General features: G+C 58.0%; 20 protein-coding genes. 14 read left to right on the forward strand and 6 right to left on the reverse strand.

Annotated elements, in window-relative coordinates:
- The first annotated feature begins 16 nt into the window (after nt 1–16).
- The 3 genes from KPHS_22120 (at nt 17) to KPHS_22140 (ending at nt 2793) form a co-directional block, all read left to right on the forward strand.
- Nucleotides 17–235 (forward strand): phage shock protein PspD, encoded by a 219-nt coding sequence (locus KPHS_22120; RefSeq protein YP_005226512.1) that lies wholly within the window; start codon nt 17–19, stop codon nt 233–235.
- Nucleotides 236–337: 102 nt separating this feature from the next.
- Complete coding sequence (locus KPHS_22130) at nt 338–1735, forward strand: YcjX family protein (RefSeq protein ID YP_005226513.1); 1398 nt, start codon at nt 338–340, stop codon at nt 1733–1735.
- Nucleotides 1732–2793 (forward strand): TIGR01620 family protein, encoded by a 1062-nt coding sequence (locus KPHS_22140; protein ID YP_005226514.1) that lies wholly within the window; start codon nt 1732–1734, stop codon nt 2791–2793. Before KPHS_22130 ends, KPHS_22140 begins: the two co-directional genes overlap by 4 nt.
- 89 nt (nt 2794–2882) lie before the next feature.
- Here the strand turns inward: KPHS_22140 and KPHS_22150 are convergent, their stop codons facing one another.
- Nucleotides 2883–3737, reverse strand: coding sequence for a putative LysR family regulatory protein (locus KPHS_22150; RefSeq protein YP_005226515.1), 855 nt, complete (start codon nt 3735–3737; stop codon nt 2883–2885).
- A gap of 158 nt (nt 3738–3895) precedes the next feature.
- Here KPHS_22150 and KPHS_22160 point away from each other — a divergent pair, with 158 nt between their 5' ends.
- The 3 genes from KPHS_22160 to KPHS_22180 all read left to right on the forward strand — a co-directional run bounded on the left by KPHS_22160 (nt 3896) and on the right by KPHS_22180 (nt 8079).
- Complete coding sequence (locus KPHS_22160; protein YP_005226516.1) at nt 3896–5209, forward strand: putative alpha-galactosidase/6-phospho-beta- glucosidase; 1314 nt, start codon at nt 3896–3898, stop codon at nt 5207–5209.
- 172 nt (nt 5210–5381) lie between these two features.
- Nucleotides 5382–6923 (forward strand): DNA-binding transcriptional regulator TyrR, encoded by a 1542-nt coding sequence (locus KPHS_22170; RefSeq protein YP_005226517.1) that lies wholly within the window; start codon nt 5382–5384, stop codon nt 6921–6923.
- 340 nt (nt 6924–7263) lie between these two features.
- Complete coding sequence (locus tag KPHS_22180) at nt 7264–8079, forward strand: putative transport protein (protein YP_005226518.1); 816 nt, start codon at nt 7264–7266, stop codon at nt 8077–8079.
- Between the two features lie 70 nt (nt 8080–8149).
- On the opposite strand, the gene KPHS_22190 is transcribed toward KPHS_22180, so the two are convergent.
- Nucleotides 8150–8656, reverse strand: coding sequence for a thiol peroxidase (locus tag KPHS_22190; RefSeq protein YP_005226519.1), 507 nt, complete (start codon nt 8654–8656; stop codon nt 8150–8152).
- 102 nt (nt 8657–8758) lie between these two features.
- Between KPHS_22190 and KPHS_22200 the strand changes: the two genes are divergently transcribed.
- Entirely contained in the window at nt 8759–9724 is a 966-nt protein-coding gene (locus tag KPHS_22200) for an L-Ala-D/L-Glu epimerase, a muconate lactonizing enzyme (protein YP_005226520.1), read from the forward strand.
- Here the strand turns inward: KPHS_22200 and KPHS_22210 are convergent.
- Nucleotides 9721–10428: a murein peptide amidase A gene (locus KPHS_22210; RefSeq protein YP_005226521.1), complete on the reverse strand. Its 708-nt coding sequence runs from the start codon at nt 10426–10428 to the stop codon at nt 9721–9723. The genes KPHS_22200 and KPHS_22210 overlap by 4 nt on opposite strands.
- Nucleotides 10429–10500: 72 nt before the next feature.
- Between KPHS_22210 and KPHS_22220 the strand changes: the two genes are divergently transcribed.
- Together KPHS_22220 and KPHS_22230 are read left to right on the forward strand one after the other, a co-directional pair.
- Nucleotides 10501–10617, forward strand: coding sequence for a hypothetical protein (locus KPHS_22220; RefSeq protein ID YP_005226522.1), 117 nt, complete (start codon nt 10501–10503; stop codon nt 10615–10617).
- A complete protein-coding gene (locus tag KPHS_22230) occupies nt 10614–12230 on the forward strand; it encodes a periplasmic murein tripeptide (L-Ala-gamma-D-Glut-m-DAP) permease (RefSeq protein ID YP_005226523.1) in 1617 nt (538 codons plus the stop codon). Before KPHS_22220 ends, KPHS_22230 begins: the two co-directional genes overlap by 4 nt.
- A gap of 167 nt (nt 12231–12397) precedes the next feature.
- Here the strand turns inward: KPHS_22230 and KPHS_22240 are convergent, their stop codons facing one another.
- Nucleotides 12398–12784, reverse strand: coding sequence for a glyoxalase/bleomycin resistance/dioxygenase family protein (locus tag KPHS_22240; protein ID YP_005226524.1), 387 nt, complete (start codon nt 12782–12784; stop codon nt 12398–12400).
- A gap of 230 nt (nt 12785–13014) precedes the next feature.
- Here KPHS_22240 and KPHS_22250 point away from each other — a divergent pair, with 230 nt between their 5' ends.
- Nucleotides 13015–13848 carry a hypothetical protein gene (locus tag KPHS_22250; RefSeq protein ID YP_005226525.1) on the forward strand — a complete coding sequence of 278 codons (834 nt, stop codon included), beginning with the start codon at nt 13015–13017 and terminating at the stop codon, nt 13846–13848.
- A 124-nt stretch (nt 13849–13972) separates the two neighbouring features.
- On the opposite strand, the gene KPHS_22260 is transcribed toward KPHS_22250, so the two are convergent.
- Nucleotides 13973–14857: a putative LysR-family transcriptional regulator gene (locus KPHS_22260; protein ID YP_005226526.1), complete on the reverse strand. Its 885-nt coding sequence runs from the start codon at nt 14855–14857 to the stop codon at nt 13973–13975.
- 172 nt (nt 14858–15029) lie between these two features.
- On the opposite strand from KPHS_22260, the gene KPHS_22270 reads away from it, so the two are divergent.
- From KPHS_22270 to KPHS_22290, 3 genes are all read left to right on the forward strand, one after another.
- Entirely contained in the window at nt 15030–16166 is a 1137-nt protein-coding gene (locus KPHS_22270) for an alpha/beta hydrolase (RefSeq protein YP_005226527.1), read from the forward strand.
- 72 nt (nt 16167–16238) lie between these two features.
- Nucleotides 16239–17441: a putative MFS-family transport protein gene (locus KPHS_22280; RefSeq protein ID YP_005226528.1), complete on the forward strand. Its 1203-nt coding sequence runs from the start codon at nt 16239–16241 to the stop codon at nt 17439–17441.
- Between the two features lie 78 nt (nt 17442–17519).
- Nucleotides 17520–18389: a putative aldo/keto reductase family gene (locus KPHS_22290; RefSeq protein ID YP_005226529.1), complete on the forward strand. Its 870-nt coding sequence runs from the start codon at nt 17520–17522 to the stop codon at nt 18387–18389.
- A gap of 24 nt (nt 18390–18413) precedes the next feature.
- Here the strand turns inward: KPHS_22290 and KPHS_22300 are convergent, their stop codons facing one another.
- A complete protein-coding gene (locus KPHS_22300) occupies nt 18414–18551 on the reverse strand; it encodes a glycosyl hydrolase, family 2 (protein YP_005226530.1) in 138 nt (45 codons plus the stop codon).
- Between the two features lie 23 nt (nt 18552–18574).
- Between KPHS_22300 and KPHS_22310 the strand changes: the two genes are divergently transcribed.
- Nucleotides 18575–18865: an ATP-binding protein gene (locus tag KPHS_22310; RefSeq protein ID YP_005226531.1), complete on the forward strand. Its 291-nt coding sequence runs from the start codon at nt 18575–18577 to the stop codon at nt 18863–18865.
- Nucleotides 18866–19186: the final 321 nt, after the last annotated feature.

The following is a 19186-nucleotide window of genomic DNA, read 5'->3' on the forward strand; positions in this document are numbered from 1 at the left end:
ACGAATGAGGCAACGCATGAATAGCAAATGGCAACGCGCCGGGCAGCAGGTGAAGCCCGGTCTGAAAATCGTCGGTAAGCTGGCGCTGCTGACCGCGCTGCGTTATGGCCCGGCGGGCGTTGCCGGCTGGGCGGTTAAATCGGTCGCGCGTCGGCCGCTGAAAATGCTGCTGGCGGTGGCGCTGGAGCCGCTGCTCAGCCGGCTGGCCAACCGCGTCACGCGCGGGATGAAATAATGCCGCCGTGGGGAAGGCGCAAAAGGATTAACGTTGTCCTGCTTATCCCCGGCAGATAGCTTATGATGACGAGACATACCTTCAGGGCATAACGGACTGGCGATGAAGCGACTGAAAACTGAATTGAATGCGCTGGTCAACCGCGGGGTTGACCGGCATTTACGTCTGGCGGTGACCGGCCTGAGCCGGAGCGGTAAAACGGCGTTTATCACCGCGCTGGTCAACCAGCTGTTGAATATCCACACCGGCGCCCGCCTGCCGCTGCTGAGCGCCGCACGCGAAGAGCGGCTGCTCGGCGTCAAGCGCGTGCCGCAGCGGGACTTTGGCATTCCCCGATTCACCTACGACGAAGGGCTGGCCCAGCTGTACGGCCAGCCCCCCATGTGGCCAACCCCGACGCGCGGGGTGAGCGAGATCCGTCTCGCGCTGCGCTACCGTTCGAATGACTCCCTGCTGCGCCATTTTAAAGATACCTCCACGCTGTATCTGGAGATCGTCGACTATCCGGGGGAGTGGCTGCTCGACCTGCCGATGCTGGCGCAGGATTATCTGAGCTGGTCACGACAGATGACCGGGCTCCTGCAGGGACAGCGTGCGGAGTGGTCGGCCCGCTGGCGGCAGCTGTGCGCCGGGCTGGATCCGCTAGCCCCTGCCGACGAGGCTCGGCTGGCGGATATCGCTGCCGCCTGGACGGACTATCTCCACGCCTGTAAGCGTGAAGGGCTGCACTTTATCCAACCCGGGCGCTTTGTCCTGCCCGGAGAAATGGCGGGCGCGCCGGCGCTGCAGTTTTTCCCGTGGCCCGACGTCGACGCCGTCGGCGAAGCCAAGCTGGCGCAGGCCGATAAACACAGCAACGCCGGCATGCTGCGCGAACGCTACAAATACTATTGCGAAAGGGTGGTGAAGGGGTTCTACAAAGAGCACTTCCTGCGCTTCGACCGGCAGATTGTGCTGGTGGACTGTCTGCAGCCGCTCAACAGCGGGCCGCAGGCGTTTAACGATATGCGCCTGGCGCTGACCCAGCTGATGCAAAGTTTCCATTACGGGCAGCGCACCTTGTTCCGCCGGTTGTTTTCGCCGGTTATCGACAAGCTGCTGTTTGCCGCTACCAAAGCCGATCACGTCACGATCGATCAGCACAGCAATATGGTGTCGCTCCTGCAGCAACTGATTCAGGACGCGTGGCAGAACGCCGCCTTTGAAGGGATCAGTATGGATTGCCTGGGGCTGGCGTCCATTCAGGCGACCCAGAGCGGGCTGATTGAGGTGAATGGCGAGAAAATTCCCGCCCTGCGCGGCAATCGCCTGAGCGACGGCCAGCCGTTGACCATCTATCCCGGTGAGGTGCCGGCGCGCCTGCCGGGCCAGGCCTTCTGGCAGCAGCAGGGATTTCAGTTTGAAAACTTTCGTCCGCAGGTCATGGATGTCGATCGGCCTTTGCCGCACATTCGTCTCGACGCGGCGCTGGAATTTTTGATTGGAGATAAACTGCGATGAGCGAACCGTTAAAACCGCGGATTGATTTTGATGGGCCGCTGCAAGCGGAGAAAATTCCGCCGCTGAAAGGCGCTCGCGCCTTCGACACCCTGGAGGCGGACAACTTCGCGCCAGCGCGGCTGGTGACCGGCGAAGAGGAAGAGGGGGCGGCGGAAGCGGTGGTGGAGTCGGTCCTGCGACCCAAACGCAGCCTGTGGCGGCGGATGGTCAGCGCCGGACTGGCGATCTTCGGCGTCAGCGTCGTGGCGCAAGGCGTGCAGTGGACGGCTAACGCCTGGCAGACCCAGGACTGGATTGCGCTGGGCGGCTGCGTCGCCGGGGCGCTGATCGTCGGAGCCGGCGTCGGTTCGCTGGCCACCGAGTGGCGCCGTCTGTGGCGACTGCGCCAGCGCGCCCACGAACGCGATGAAGCGCGCGATATGCTGCACAGTCACGCGGTCGGTAAAGCGAAAGCGTTTTGTGAGAAGCTGGCGCAGCAGGCCGGGCTGGATCAGTCGCATCCGGCGCTGCAGCGCTGGTATGCCGCGATCCACGAAACGCAAAGCGACCGTGAAGTGGTGAGCCTTTATGCGCAGCTGGTGCAGCCGGTGCTCGATGCCCAGGCGCGGCGGGAAATCAGCCGTTCGGCGGCGGAGTCGACGCTGATGATTGCCGTCAGCCCGCTGGCGCTGGTGGATATGGCGTTTATCGCCTGGCGGAACCTGCGGCTGATCAACCGAATTGCCACGTTGTACGGCATTGAGCTCGGGTATTACAGCCGTCTGCGACTGTTTCGCCTGGTGTTGCTCAATATCGCTTTCGCTGGCGCCAGCGAACTGGTGCGCGAGGTGGGCATGGACTGGATGTCGCAGGATCTGGCGGCCCGGCTGTCGGCGCGCGCCGCGCAGGGCATTGGCGCCGGCCTGCTGACCGCCCGTCTCGGGATCAAGGCGATGGAGCTGTGCCGCCCGCTGCCGTGGATCGCCGATGATAAACCGCGACTCGGCGATTTTCGTCGCGAGCTGATTGGGCAGTTGAAAGAGACCCTGCAGAAAAGCAAAACCCACCCGGAGAAGTAACCTCCGCTCAGAGACATCGCCGGGCGGCGGCTTCGCCTTGCCCGGCCTTCGACGTCAAGCTCTGGTACGTGCACCCTGGCAATATTCGATTAGGCGCATTCCGCCGCCAGCCACTCGCTGAAGGCGCGAAAGCGCGGGCGGGAACGGTTCTCCTGCGGACAAATCAGGTCATAGCCAAAGGGCGAGGGCGCTTCATTTTCAGACAAGGCCACCAGCCTGCCGGCGTCGAGCAGCGGCTGGATCAGCGTTTTACGCCCCATCACCACGCCGAGTCCATTGAGCGCCATCTCGATGGCCAGCGAGTGGTTATTCACCGCGTAATACCGGCCGTCAAAAGGTAACGCCTGTCCGCTGTGCTGGCACCACAGGCGCCATTCCGCAAATTGATCCTGTACGTCGGTGGATTCGCACGCATGGATCCAGACGAGCGCCGCCGGGTCGCCGCCGCTCAGCGGACGATACTGCTGGCGATAACGCGGGGAGCAGACCGGGAGCAAACTTTCCGCCATCAGCCGCTGTTGATAAAGATCGGGATAGCGCGTGGCGCCGTAGTAAATTGCCAGATCCACCCGCTCCTCGTTAAAATCCATCACCCCGGCGCGCACGCGAAACTGCAGATTCAGTCCCGGCCATTGCGTCTGAAAGCGCGGCAGACGCGGCATTAGCCACAGATGGGCCAGCGTCGGCGCAATACCAATATGCAGCGTGCCGCGCAGATCCTGATCGCGAATATCCTCAATTTCATCGTTAATCGCCCGCAGCGAATGGCTTAACGTCGCCAGCAGCCGCTTACCTTCCTCTGTCAGCGCCAGTTTACGCGTCATGCGGATAAACAGGCGAAACCCGATGTGCATCTCCAGCCTGCGGATCCGATGGCTGACCGCTCCCTGGGTAAGGTTCATTTCATGCGCGGCAAGGGTAAAGCTCAGGTGGCGGGCGGTCACCTCAAAGGTCTGCAGCAGCGCAAGGATGCTTTGTTGCTCAAGCGCAGATTGTCTCCCTTATGCATTAATTGAGTTCATGCATAGGCCGATTTAATTCGTTTGTTAGGCCAGTTTTGCCGGTTTTAAATAGTTATATCGTAACTAAACCGAGGTATACCATGTCAGGACTCAAAATTGTGGTGATTGGCGGTGGCTCCAGCTACACCCCGGAACTGATTGAAGGTTTGCTCAACCGCTATCATGAAATGCCAGTCGCTTCGCTATGGCTGGTGGACATTGAAGAGGGCAAAGAGAAAGTCGAGATTATCGCCGGACTGGCGCGGCGAATGATCGCCAAAGCCGGGCTGACTATTGAAGTGGTGGCCACCCTTGACCGGGAAAGCGCGCTGCGCGATGCCGATTTCGTCTGCTCGCAGTTTCGCGCCGGCTGCCTTGACGCCCGGATCAGCGATGAACGTATCTCCCTCAAGTATGGCTTGATCGGCCAGGAGACCAATGGCCTCGGCGGCTTCGCCAACGCCTGTCGCACCATTCCCATCGCCCTGGAGATCGCTGCCGATATGGAGCGACTGTGTCCCGACGCCTGGCTGCTGAACTTTACCAACCCGTCGGGGATGGTGACCGAAGCGATCCTGCGCCACAGCCGCATCAAAGCCGTCGGCCTGTGTAACGTGCCGGTGATTATGCAAAAAGGGATAACCACTCTGCTGCAATGCGCTGACGAAAAAGAGGTGGTGATGCAGGTCGCCGGCCTGAACCACTTTATCTTCGTGCGCCAGATCCTGCACAAAGGTAAAGAATGGCTGCCGGAGGTGATAGCCGAGATCAACGCCGGTCGGGATCCGCTGGTGCCGCGCAACATTCCGCCGTTCCGTTGGCCGTCGCATCTGCTGCAGGGCTTAGGCATGATCCCCTGCGCCTATCTGCGTTATTACTACATGAAAGACGATCTGCTGCGCCAGGAGCTGGCGGAGGCGGGCGGCGAAGGAACCCGCGGGGAAGTGGTTAAGCAGCTGGAAAAAATCTTGTTTGACCAGTACCGCGACCCGCACCTGGCAGTCAAACCGAAGGCGCTGGAAGGGCGCGGCGGCCAGTACTATTCCGAGGCGGCCTGCGAGCTGATGAATGCCATCTACAACGACAAGCGGATTATCATGCACGTCAACACGCGTAATAACGGCGCCATCAATGGCCTGCCGGATGACTGCGCGGTAGAGGTCAGCTCGCTGATTACCGCTTCTGGTCCGCTACCTCTCAATGTGGCGCCGTTCCCGGAAGATACCCTGCGTTTGCTGCAGCTGATGAAATCATTTGAACGGCTGACTATCGAGGCCGCGCTCACCGGCAACCGCCATACCGCATGGCGTGCTCTGATGCTGAATCCGCTGATCGTCAGCGGCGAGAAGCTCGAACTGGCGTTGGATGAGGTGATCGCTGAGAACCGTCAGTGGCTGCCTGCTTTCCACGCCTGACCCAAGACTCACCGGCCGCCTGGCCGGTGATTTAACCACTGACCGTCTGACTTTACGCCACAGCGCCCATTTTTCCGCCACACTGTCAATAATTGTTGACAGTTAGCTTCCCGAAAACCCATTCCTGGCCTATTATTCTCCCGTCATTGGCACTTTTAGGGTGAACACTCCCATGCGTCTTGAAGTCTTTTGTGAAGACCGTCTCGGTCTGACTCGTGAATTGCTCGATTTGCTGGTGCTGCGTGGTATTGACCTGCGCGGTATCGATATTGACCCTATTGGCCGAATTTACCTCAATTTCGCCGAACTGGAATTCGCCACGTTCAGCAGCCTGATGGCTGAGATCCGCCGTATCGCCGGCGTGACGGACGTGCGCACCGTGCCCTGGATGCCGTCTGAACGTGAACACCTGGCGCTCAGCGCGCTGCTGGTAGCGATGCCGGAGCCGGTGCTGTCGCTGGATACCAAAGGTCGGGTGGAACTGGCGAACCCCGCCAGCTGCCTGCTGTTTGGCCAAAGCCAGGCGAAGCTGCGTAACCACCCGGTGGCCCAGCTGATCGCCGATTTTAACGTTCAGCGCTGGCTGGAGAGCAGCCCGCAGGAGACGCATGCGGAGCATGTGGTGGTGAATGGGCAGAACTACCTGCTGGAAGTGACTCCGGTCTATCTGGAAGGAGAGCATAACGAGCGAGTGCTGACCGGCGCCGTGGCGATGTTGCGCTCAACCGTGCGCATGGGACGCCAGCTGCAGACCATGACCAGCCAGGATACCAGCGCTTTCAGTCAGATCCTCGCGGTGGGGCCGAAAATGCGCCACGTGGTGGAGCAAGCGCGCAAGCTGGCGATGCTCAGCGCGCCGCTGCTGATTGTCGGCGACACCGGCACCGGTAAAGATCTGCTGGCCCATGCCTGCCATCTGGCCAGTCCGCGGGCGGGCAAACCCTATCTGGCGCTCAACTGTGGCTCCATTCCCGAGGACGCGGTCGAGAGCGAGCTGTTTGGCGACGCGCTGCAGGGCAAGAAGGGCTTCTTCGAGCAAGCCAACGGCGGCTCGGTGCTGCTGGATGAAATTGGCGAGATGTCGCCGCGCATGCAGACCAAGCTGCTGCGCTTTCTCAACGACGGCACCTTCCGCCGCGTTGGCGAGGATCATGAAGTGCACGTCGATGTGCGGGTGATCTGCGCGACGCAGAAAAACCTGATCGAGCTGGTGCAGAAAGGGCTTTTCCGCGAAGATCTCTACTATCGCCTCAACGTCCTGACGCTGTATCTGCCGCCGCTGCGCGATTGCCCGCAGGACATCATGCCGCTGACGGAGCTGTTCGTGGCCCGCTTTGCCGACGAGCAGGGGATCCCGCGGCCGAAGCTCTCTGCCGATCTCAGTACGGTGCTTACCCGCTACAGCTGGCCCGGCAACGTCCGCCAGCTGAAGAATGCCGTCTATCGCGCACTGACCCAGCTGGAAGGATTTGAGCTGCGTCCACAGGACATTCTGCTGCCGGACCATGACGTCGCCTCGCTGCCGGTGGGCGAGGAGGCCATGGAAGGGTCGCTGGACGACATCACCCGCCGCTTTGAGCGCTCGGTGCTGACCCAGCTCTATCGCAGCTACCCCAGCACCCGTAAGCTGGCGAAGCGGCTGGGGGTGTCGCATACCGCCATCGCCAATAAGCTGCGTGAATATGGTCTGAGTCAGAAAAAGGGCGACGAATAATCCCGCCAGGCCGGCGACCCACGTCGCCGGCATCCCGGCCTGCAAAGCGGGCCAAACCTGTATATACTGGTTTTTTTAATCCTTTTTCCGGGGTGGTGCATCTTGGCGTCGCGTCGCGCGATCGGGCACTGGCTGATATTGCTGCTGCTCTCTGTTCTCTTTTCCTCGCTGCTGTTACGAATACACCTGCCGGCAGCGCTGCTGCTGGGGCCGCTGATCGCCGGTCTCATTTTGAGCCTGCGCGGGGTGAAGCTGAGCATCCCTCGCCCCTGTTATCTGGTGGCGCAGGCCATTGTCGGCTGCATGATCGCCCGGGCGATTAATCCCTCTGTTTTTTGGCGTGCTGTTCAACAACTGGGCGCTGGTGCTGGCGATCCTGTTGACCACCCTGGCGATAAGCGGCCTTACCGGCTGGCTGCTGGTCAGCTACAGCGCGCTGCCGGGCGCCACTGGCGCCTGGGGAAGCTCTCCCGGCGGCGCGTCGGCAATGGTGGTGATGGCCCAGGAGTACGGGGCCGATGTGCGGCTGGTGGCGCTCATGCAGTATCTGCGGGTGCTGTTTGTCGTCGGCGCGGCGGCGCTGGTGGTGCGCTATGCCCTGGGCAATGAAGCACAGGAAATGACTCAGGATATTGTCTGGTTTCCATCGTTGACCCTGAATTTCCCTTTCACGCTGCTGCTGACGGCGGTGGCCTGTTGGCTGGGCATGCGGCTGCGCATCCCCTCCGGGGCCATGCTGCTGCCGATGCTGCTTGGCGCCCTGGCCCAGGGCGGCGGCTGGCTGATGCTGGAGCTGCCGGAGTGGCTGCTGGCGATGGCCTATGCGGTGCTGGGCTGGACGGTGGGGCTCCAGTTTAATAAAGCCATTTTTCTGCTGGCCCTCAAGACGCTGCCGCAGATTATCGCCTCCATCATCGGACTGATCCTGATGTGCGCCCTGATGGCCCTTGCCCTGACCCACATTCTGCAGATGGACTTTATGACCGCCTATCTGGCCACCAGCCCCGGCGGCCTGGACACGGTGGCGATTATCGCCGCCGGCACCCGGGCGGACATGTCGTTTATTATGGCGCTACAGACGCTGCGGCTGTTTACCATTTTGCTGACCGGCCCGGCGATGGCGCGGGCTATCTCCCGCTATGCGCCGCGGCAATAAAAAGCCCTCGCAGAGCGAGGGCTGGGCAGATCGAATGTCCGCGAGCGCGATGCGCCCGGGCAATCTGTTATCAGGCTTTCAGGGCGGCCAGCGCGGCGTCGTAGTCCGGCTCTTCGGTGATTTCGTTCACCAGCTGGCTGTAGACGACCTGATCGTTTTCATCGATAACGACCACCGCACGGGCAGCCAGGCCAGCCAGCGGACCGGTGGCGATGGCGACGCCGTAGTCAGCGAGGAAGGACGCGCCGCGCAGCGTGGACAGGGTGACCACATTGCTCAGGCCTTCCGCGCCGCAGAAGCGGGACTGGGCGAACGGCAGGTCAGCGGAAATGCACAGCACTACGGTGTTGTCCAGTTCAGCGGCCAGCTGGTTGAATTTACGCACTGATGCGGCACACACGCCGGTATCAATGCTCGGGAAAATATTCAGTACTTTACGTTTGCCGGCGTACTGGCTCAGCGCGACGTCAGAGAGATCTTTGGCGACCAGCGTAAACGGCTGCGCTTTAGCGCCTGCCTGCGGAATGGTGCCCTGAACAGAAACGGGGTTGCCCTGGAAATGCACGGTTTGTGACATGGTTATCTTCCTGTTTACATATAGTTAACGTCGCGAGTAGTGTATGACATCCGCCAGCTACACGGCAAACCCTATTTAACATTTACCAGAGAGGACAAGGGAATGCGTAACGTGCGAGTGTATGAGGAAGCCTGGCCGCTCCATACCCCTTTTGTGATCGCCCGCGGTAGCCGCAGCGAGGCAAAAGTGGTGGTAGTGGAACTGGAAGAGGACGGCGTGAAAGGGGTAGGCGAATGCACACCCTATCCCCGCTATGGCGAGAGCATCGCCTCGGTCATGGCCCAGGTGATGGCGATCGGCGAGCAACTGGAGGCGGGGCTTACCCGCGAACAGCTGCAGCGGCTGCTGCCGGCAGGCGCCGCCCGCAATGCCATTGACTGCGCGCTATGGGATCTGCAGGCCCGGCGCGAAGGCAAAACCTTGGCCCAGCTGTTGGGCGTGGCGTTGCCTGACCGGGTGATTACCGCCCAGACGGTGGTCATTGGCACGCCGGATCAGATGGCGGCCAGCGCCGCGGCGCTGTGGCAGGCAGGGGCCCAGCTGTTGAAGGTGAAGCTCGACGATCGACTGATCAGTGAGCGGCTAATCGCTATCCGCCAGGCGGCGCCGGAGGCTACGCTGATTGTTGACGCCAATGAGTCCTGGCACAGCGAGGGGCTGGCGGCGCGCTGTCAGCTGCTGGCGGACCTCGGTGTGGCGATGCTTGAGCAGCCGCTCCCCGCCGACGACGACTCGGCGCTGGAAAACTTCGTTCATCCGCTGCCGATTTGCGCCGACGAGAGCTGCCACACCCGGGAGAGCCTGCCGCGGCTGCGCGGGCGCTATGAGATGATCAATATCAAACTGGATAAAACGGGCGGCCTGACCGAAGCGCTGGCTCTGGCCGGGGAGGCGGAACGGCAGGAATTTGAACGGATGCTGGGCTGTATGCTCTGCACCTCGCGCGGGATCGCCGCCGCGCTCCCTCTGGCGCCGCTGGCGCGCTTCGCTGACCTCGACGGCCCGACATGGCTGGCGGTGGACGTTGAGCCGGCGCTGCGGTTCAGCACCGGCGTGCTTCATCTTTAAGCCTGCCAGCGCAGCAGATCGGTCATCGCCGGCAGGTAACGCTCCGTTGCCTCGTCGGCGGAGACCGGCGGGAACTCGGCGGTGATGCAGGGGAGTCCGATATCGGCGCACCAGCTGCCAAAGGAGCCCGGCGTGTCGTAGCCCACGCTGCCCACCAGCGGCAGGGAGAAGGCGTCGGCCAGCCAGCGACCCAGCGGGCTGTGGCCCGGATCTTCGATGCAGGCCAGCGGATCGTGAAAGGAGACCACCCACGCCGGATGAATCTGATGGATCAACTGACACAGGGCCTCGGTCTCCCGTTCCGAACCCGGCTGCTCGCCGGTCAACAGCACCACGTCGCGCTCCGCCGCCGCGCTATTCCAGCGGTAAACCGTTTCCCCTTGCTTCCAGTTGGCTGCCGGAAAGTTACGGTTGAGGTCAACGCCGCGGGCATTGGCGCGCAGCCCGAGCTGACAGCCGTCAGGATTGACCGTCAGCACCACGTGGTGGCGGCGCAGCTCGGGTTTCAGGGTGCGCAGGGCGCAGGAGAGGGTCACAATCGACGAATTCTCATCACCGTGGGTACCGGCAATAATCAGCCCGCTACGGCTGTCGGCCTGCGGCGCAGGAAACCACAGCAGCGGCGCGCCCAGTTCCGAGCTGCCATACTGCCGGGTTCCCGGCGGAAAGTCGCCGCGCTGCGGGCGAGGACGTGAAATAGACATAGGGCTTCCTGTGTGTCGTTATTATTTAGTGTTGGCGAAAAGCGTATCGGGATCAAACCCATTCCCTGAGGCGTGAAATCCGACGGCACATCAATTTTCTATCATATGTCGTTTGCAATTTCAGGTGATGAAACAAATAATTATCGCTCTGTTGGCGGTATTTTTTTCATTTTAAAGGGGATCTTATGAAGTATCCTGTCGCTTTGACATGCGGCGCGCTGTGGTTAGCCAGCGTATCTTCTCTGGCCTGGGCGGCTGACGTACCGCCGGGCACGGTACTGGCGGAAAAACAGCTGTTAGTGCGCCATATCAAAGATGAACCCGCCTCGTTAGATCCCGCCAAAGCGGTGGGCCTGCCGGAAATCCAGGTGATCCGCGATCTGTTTGAAGGTTTAGTCAATCAGGATGCGAAAGGCAACCTGGTTCCAGGCGTAGCGACCCGCTGGCAGAGCAACGATAACCGCGTCTGGACCTTTACCCTGCGTGATAATGCCCGCTGGTCCGACGGCACGCCGGTTACTGCCGAAGATTTCGTCTATAGCTGGCAGCGTCTGGTGGATCCGAAAACCACTTCGCCGTTCGCCTGGTTCGCGGCGCTGGCGGGGATCGCTAACGCGCAGAACATTATTGACGGCAAAGCCGCGCCGGAGACCCTGGGAGTCACCGCCGTCGACGCCCACACCCTGCGGGTGCAGCTGGATAAACCACTGCCGTGGTTCAGCAACCTGACCGCCAGCTTTGCCTTCTATCCGGTGCAAAAGGCGAATGTCGAGAGCGGGGCGAACTGGACGCGGCCCGGCAGCCTGGTGGGCAACGGCGCCTATGTTCTGAAAGACCGTGTGGTCAATGAGAAGCTGGTGGTGGTGCCGAACACGCACTACTGGGATAACGCCAAAACGGTGATCCAGCAGGTCACCTTTGTGCCGATTAACCAGGAGTCCGCCGCCACCAAGCGCTATCTTGCAGGGGATATCGATATCACCGAGTCTTTCCCGAAAAATATGTACCAGAAACTGCTGAAGGATATTCCGGGGCAGGTGTATACCCCGCCGCAGCTGGGTACCTACTATTACGCTTTCAATACCCAAAAGGGGCCGACGGCGGATGAGCGGGTACGCCTGGCGCTGAGCATGACCATCGATCGCCGGGTGATGGCGGAGAAAGTACTGGGGACCGGGGAAAAACCGGCCTGGCGCTTCACGCCGGACGTGACGGCGGGCTTCACCCCCCAGCCGTCACAGTTTGAGAGCATGAGTCAGGCTGAGCTTAATGCCCAGGCGAAAGCCCTGCTGGCTGCCGCGGGCTATGGCCCGAATCGTCCGCTGAAGCTGACGCTGCTGTATAACACCTCTGAGAACCACCAGAAGATTGCCATCGCGGTGGCGTCGATGTGGAAGAAAAACCTCGGCGTGGAAGTGAAGCTGCAGAACCAGGAGTGGAAAACCTATATCGACAGCCGTAACACCGGCAATTTCGACGTGATCCGCGCTTCGTGGGTGGGGGACTACAACGAGCCGTCCACCTTCCTGTCGCTGCTGACCTCCACCCACAGCGGAAATATTTCGCGCTTTAACGATCCGGCGTACGACAAAATCCTCGCCCAGGCGGCGGTAGAGAATTCGGCCAAAGCGCGTAACGACGATTACAACGCGGCGGAAAAGATCATTATGGTCAAAGCGCCGATCGCGCCGATCTACCAGTACACTAACGGCCGATTGATTAAGCCGTGGCTGAAAGGCTACCCGATCACCAACCCGGAAGATGTGGCCTACAGCCGTACCATGTATATCGTGAAGCACTAACCGGTACTGGTTGCCTGATAACGCAAGGTAACCACGTATAAACCCAGAGCTGGCGCGTCTTGCCGCGCCAGTTTCTCCTGCTCTCCTTCTCGCGCCACAGTAGAAAGTCTCACTTTTCTGGCAGTATGGCCAAATGATGCCAGGTTCTACCATCTGGTCGCGAAGCATCAGAAGATCTCATCCGCCGGGTTTTTATCATGATGCTCAACGTATTCGGCAATCATGCCATCCGGATGCCGAACCAGCATGTTCCAGCCGGTGGGCACGGCCTTCACCGGGTTGATAATCGTTGCCCCGGTGGAAGGCAGATGTTTCTCCCAGGCGGTAATGTCGTTTACCAGGAAAGTGGCCTCGGTGGCGCGAAACGGAGCCAGGCTTTGCTCGGTTCCGCCAATTAAAAGCACGGAACCCACCTGCGCCAGTTTGAGATCGTATTCGGGATAGTCAAAACGTAACCTTGCCTTTTGCGAAATGAGATGTTCATAAAACGAAACGGTTTCTTCAAAGCGGGCAATCAGCACGCATCGACGGATCAGGATATTAAGGACTTTCATTATATCTCCTTCGCCATTTTCTCAGAGATAGCGTAGCAGCACTGAGGTGGAATGTAAGGCTCAAGTAGCAGAAGAGCGTGACGTATAGTTGTGGCCTGCGTATAAGAAGATATCGGCAATGACCTTGTGCGCTGGATAAGAAAAGTTGCAGTTAAAAAATATTTATTTTGTAATGATGCTGTGGTGTGATTGCTGAGCATACGATTAGCGGGATGATTAAGAGGGGCTAGATGGAAAGTTTAATTTCTTCGATATGGAATTTTGATGGACTGATAAATATCGCGTTAATTTTTGTTACTTTTGGTTTATTAGGAGTGTTTATCTGGAAACGGGCAGGATCCGCATATTCTTTATTGAACCGGCTATGGGAGTTCTGCCTGGGAGGGAAAACGTTTCACGACGGTAAAATAAATGCATATTTCAATGAGAGAAATGATGTTGAACGTTTTAATGTTTTATTTAATGTCGGCGCAAGAAATAAAGAAGAGATCAAGTCACTGATTAACTGGACGAAAAAGAAAAATATAGATATTCGTCATGTCACAGCCGCGAAAGGATGGTTTGAAATATCAACGCTTAAGGCAATAAAACCATTATTTATCGCTAATGTTGGTGTATTTGTCTCTTGTGTGTTAACTATGCTGCTATTATCAAATTTTATGTTGCTGGCATTGAAGCCATCCGCACTAGTACGATTAGGCGACGACAAGTCATGGGTTTGGATTAATGATCATATTGCTGAGAGTTCGATCTGGACCAATAATTACCTTCCCCTGAACTGGACTGAGTGGAAGCTCGATAAAAAACAGTGTGAAAGTGAAGATTTCGATAAAACGGTTTTCTCAGAAAAAGCGGGGATAAGTGTGCGCTCGGTTGACAGGATTTGTGAGAACTTTTCAAGTGGTTCGTTGAGTGATACTATAAATAATATTATTAAAAATCAAAAACTGGCATGGGTTTTGGCTATTTACCCCTTCATCTTTACGATTATTTGCTTTTTTAGCTTGTTACGCAGAGGTGCTGCTTCTAAACTTTATAATGAAGTACATAACTCACAAAATTAATATTTATATAAATTCATTTCCGTCTGGCATTACTGTTTGCATCGATCGGAATTAAATGACAGGTCCGAGTACAGAAGCTGTCACCGGCCGCTACCGGTTGCCTGCTGCCTGCAGGCAACCTCAGCTACATTCGCAATGTATCAATGACCGCTCTCAGCGCGGGCGACACATTGCGGTGCGGGTAATAGAGAAATGAACCTTCCAGACGCTGGCTATAACGCTGGAGCACCCGGATAAGTGTGCCCTGGGCTAGATCGTCGGTAATCAGCTCTTCCGGGACATAGGCCAGCCCCAGACCGAGCCTCGCCGCTTTGGCCTCCATATAGCTATCGGCGAAAGCCCACTGTCCCTGAGGTGGGTGGGTGATTTTTTTGCCATCCACATTAAGTTCCCAGGCGTAAAGGCTGCCGTCGCCGAACTGATAAGCGATGCAGGGGTGGGCGACTAAATCGGCGGGCGTTTGTGGAAAGCCGTAGCGGCGAAAATGTTCCGGTGTACCCACCACCGCCATCTCCATATCGGGCGAAATGCGTACCGCAATCATGCCGCTTCCGACTTCCGGGCCCAGACGTACGCCCGCATCAAATCGCTGCGCAATAATATCGACAAACCGGCTTTCGCTGATCAGTTCCAGTCTGATATCGGGATAGCGTTGTTTAAATACTGCCAGCTTCGGCAGCAGGACTTTATCAATGGCATGCTGGCTGGCATTGATGCGTACCGTACCGGAGGGCGTTTGACGATAGTGGGCCAGCGTGGCGAGTCCCATATCTAAGGCGTCGAAACCGGATTCGACATTGTGATAGAGCTGCTCACCCGCCTGAGTGAGCGACAACCGGCGGGTGGTACGCACCAGAAGCTGAACGCCCAGCCGCTCTTCAAGTTCACGAACCGCACGGCTTACACCGGACTGCGCCAGGCCAAGTCGTTGCGCTGCGGCGGTAAAACTGCCTTCCCGCACCACCTGCATAAACAGATAAAGGTCATTATAGTTTTCCCGTTTCGCCATTATCCTGCCTCGTCACCCAGATGCCATTTAGAACAATATGGTATTAATTTTAGCATTTTTCAGCCTCTAATCAGAACCATTACTGCTGGCTACACTAAGCGCACGACAACAAAGCACAGCAGCGTTGTCTACTGAAGACTTGCATTGATCACGTTTATTTAGGGGAATTTTGATGACGGTTTTCACCAAAAAACTGACAGCCGCGATACCCGCCATGCTGCTTTGCGCCTCATTAACTGGAGTCACAACGATGAGCTCTGCTGAGACAACTAACCCGAATGCGCCTGTTTCACTGATTGAAAAATGGGACAAAACTTTTGCTGAGAGTTCGAAAGTGGATCACCGTAAGGTGACCTTCCAGAACCGCTACGGGATAACCTTAGTTGGCGATCTCTACCTGCCGAAGGATCGCGGTGAACGCAAACTGGCAGCTATTGCCGTGAGCGGTCCCTTCGGCGCGGTAAAAGAGCAGTCCAGCGGCCTGTATGCCCAGACGCTGGCCGAACAGGGGTTTGTCACCCTGGCGTTTGACCCATCCTATACGGGCGAAAGCGGTGGCTACCCACGCAACGTGGCCTCACCGGATATCAATACCGAGGATTTTAGTGCCGCGGTGGACTTTCTGGGCCTGCAAAAAGAGGTGGATCGCAACCGTATCGGTTTGCTCGGCATTTGTGGCTGGGGCGGTATGGCCCTGAACGACGCGGCGATGGATACACGCGTCAAAGCGGTGGCGACCAGCGTAATGTATGACATGAGCCGCGCGATGGGGCATGGAGTGGGTGATGGCAAAGACCGCTATACCACTGCCGATCGTCGCGCCGTACTGCGCTATCTGAACGTGCAGCGCTGGAAAGATGCGGCAAACGGCACCTTCGTCCCCGGTGGGCATGACATTTATGTTGATGATAAGGGCAACGTCAGCGCTGCCGATCGTATTTTGCCGGAAACCTTGCCCGCCAACCCCAACCCGGTCCTGAAAGAGTTCTTCGATTATTACCGTATGCCGCGTGGTTTCCATCCGCGTTCGGTTAATTCAACCGGGGCCTGGAATGCGACGATGCCGCTGTCGTTTATGAATATGCCGCTGCTGAGTTACGCCAGCGAAGTGACTATTCCGACGCTTATCGTGACCGGCGAAAAAGCCCATTCACGCTATTTTGCCGAAGATGCCTTTAAGGCCATCGGCAGTAAAGAGAAAGCGCTGGTGATTGTCCCAGGCGCAAACCACGTCGATCTCTATGACAACGTCGCGGGCAAAATTCCCTTTGCGACGTTCGCGCAATTTTTTAAAACCAACCTGAAATAGATCTCCTGTGCCGGAGACATCCCCAAAGCCGCCACGCGCCTGCGGGCGGCTTTGTCTTGTCGGAGAGAAATAATGTCTGCATTAGGTCACACCCGGGCACACTGGAGCGGCGTCCTGGCGATGACGCTCTGCGTATTTGTGCTCATTGCCTCAGAATTTATGCCGGTCAGTCTGTTGACACCCATCGCGGGTGATTTACACATTACCGAGGGATTAGCCGGTCAGGGCATTGCGCTTTCTGGCGCGCTGGCGGTACTGACCAGCCTGACGATATCCCGTCTTACCGGATCGCTGGACCGTAAATGGCTGCTGCTGGGGCTCACGGCGTTGATGGCAGCCTCTGGGGTGATTATTGCCCTGGCGTCCAGTTTCCCGGTTTATATGCTGGGCAGAGCGCTCATTGGGATCGTCATCGGCGGCTTCTGGTCGATGTCGGCGGCAACGGCCATTCGGCTGGTGCCGCAACGCCAGGTCCCCCGCGCACTGGCCATCTTTAACGGCGGCAACGCGCTGGCCACCGTTGTGGCAGCGCCGCTGGGCAGCTACCTGGGGGCCACCGTCGGCTGGCGCGGCGCCTTTTTATATCTTGTCCCGCTGGCGGTGCTGGCCTTCGTCTGGCAATGCATTAGCCTGCCGTCGATGAAAAGTCCGCGCGCACCACAGCGGCAGGGATCGGTGCTGCGTCTGTTCCGTCTTTCTACGCTATCCCTGGGATTGCTGGCCTGCGGACTGTTCTTTATGGGACAGTTTACCTTATTTACCTATGTGCGACCGTTTCTGGAGACGGTGACCCAGGTCAGTCCTTCTGGTCTGTCCCTGATATTGCTGACAATGGGTATCGCCGGTTTTATCGGCACGCTGCTTATTACGACCGTTCTGAATGCCCGATTTTATCCGACGCTGGTGGCTATCCCGTTGTTAATGGCCGCAATTGCCGGAACGCTTCTGCTGGCCGGACACCACACGGGATCGGTCGCCGTACTGTTAAGCCTGTGGGGCCTGCTGGCGACGGCGGCGCCCACCGGCTGGTGGACATGGATTGCGCGGACGCTGCCCGAGGATGCGGAGACGGGCGGCGGGCTGATGGTCGCCGTGATCCAGCTATCGATAGCCCTCGGGTCAACGGTAGGCGGCCTGGTGTTTGATAGTCTGGGATGGCACAGCACTTTTGCACTGAGCGGTCTGTTACTGCTGGGCGCGGCAGGGGGGACTTTTCTGCTCTCTGTCAAAATCAGATCATCTCAGCGCACTGCGATTAATGAATTGAATGCATAAGTCAAATCAGGAATGACAGGCTAATCGTGACCGCGTTCCTGTCTTACCATGGTGTTTTAACAAGAGGGGAGCTTCACCGTGGAATATTCAGTATTAAGTAACGCTCGCAAAATGCCGATGCTGGGTTTCGGCGTTTTCAAGGTGACCGATAAAGCGGAGTGTAAGCAGGCGGTGTTGAACGCCATTCGCACCGGTTATCGCCTCATCGATACCGCTGCCGTCTACGATAATGAAGATGCGGTGGGTGAGGCCGTGCGCGAAGCCATCGCCGAAGGTTTGTGTACCCGCGAGGCGCTGTTTATTACCTCCAAACTGTGGGTCCAGGACATGGCCAACACCGGGATGGCGAAAGCCGGGATTGCCGCGTCATTAAAAAAATCGGGCCTGGAATACTTTGATCTTTATTTGCTACATCAGGCGATGGGCGATTATTTCAGCGCCTGGCGTGCGCTGGAAGAGGCCTATGAGGCCGGTACCCTGAAAGCGATCGGCGTCTCCAATTTTTACCCCCATGTGTTAGCTAACTTCTGCGAAACTGTCAGAATTAAACCAATGGTGAACCAGGTTGAACTGCATCCTTATTTCGCGCAGCCCGCGGCGCTGGAAGCCATGAAGCATTATCACGTTCAGCCTGAAGCGTGGGCGCCGTTAGGCGGTGGCAGACATAATCCGTATCAAGATGCATTGCTTCGGGGGATCGCCGATGCGCACCAGAAAACCATTGCGCAGGTTGTTCTGCGCTGGAACGTGCAGCGTGGCGTCACGGTGATCCCTAAATCCACCCGCCAGGAGCGCATTGAAGAAAATTTTGCTATCTGGGATTTCGTATTAACAGATAACGAAATGGCGCAAATCAGCGCCCTGGATTTAGGCTATGTTGGCGAAGCGGTAAAACACTTCAACCCTGAGTTCGTTCGCGGATGTCTGGGGGTGAAAATCCACGACTGACCGCGGCACCGATTGGCTCCATCTTCATCTCCCCGCCTGCGCCGCGGCGACGGGCTCGGTATGCTGGTTAGCACCCACGTGTTTGCCGCGACGGTTGTCAATGCGGTAGTCGATCGTCACGGGCAGCTGACTGGTGACAGTTGATCCTCTGGCCGGTGACATGTCGGTTGGATGCTTCCGTCGCAGTGGCCTTTAAAGCGGCAGTCTCCCGGGAAATTTTCGCTGCCAATGACCGCGTGACGCTGCGCTTTATCGATGCGGGAGAGATCTTTCCTGCCGAACGCCTGGCGCTGGCGCGTAACGATGAGCACTTTGATGTCGATCCGTTAGCGGAAGGCGGCAGGGGCTTGCGGCTTATTCTGCGTGCGGTGGACTATTTTAATGTGGAAACTGGCGCCGGGGAGAACGTGACTACCCTGATAGAAGCGTTGCCTGATACCCGCCTAAGCCATGCCACCGACGATCGCTGCGGGTGAGGGAACAGATGTTGCCCCCGGGCGAATCACCGGGGAAATTTCCCCACCCGCGTTCACCGGCTTCATCATCTTATTGCTGTGCCTGGGCAGCGGAGTGCACGCCCAGGTGATGAGGACGGATGGTATCTAATGTCATCATGGCTGATTTGCAGAAAATGCATTTCGCACCAAAAGGGTTTTTTTCAGTGACGTCAAACTGGGACGTTCTGTACTGGGAGCCATGGCAGCATGGGCATCTAAAATGGATATGTTCGATCATAATGTAAACCTTGTATGGGTGATGTTCTGTTGAAAAGACAATGGTCGTTTCAGGAAAATTAA

This window comes from Klebsiella pneumoniae subsp. pneumoniae HS11286 (assembly GCF_000240185.1).
GTDB lineage: Bacteria > Pseudomonadota > Gammaproteobacteria > Enterobacterales > Enterobacteriaceae > Klebsiella > Klebsiella pneumoniae.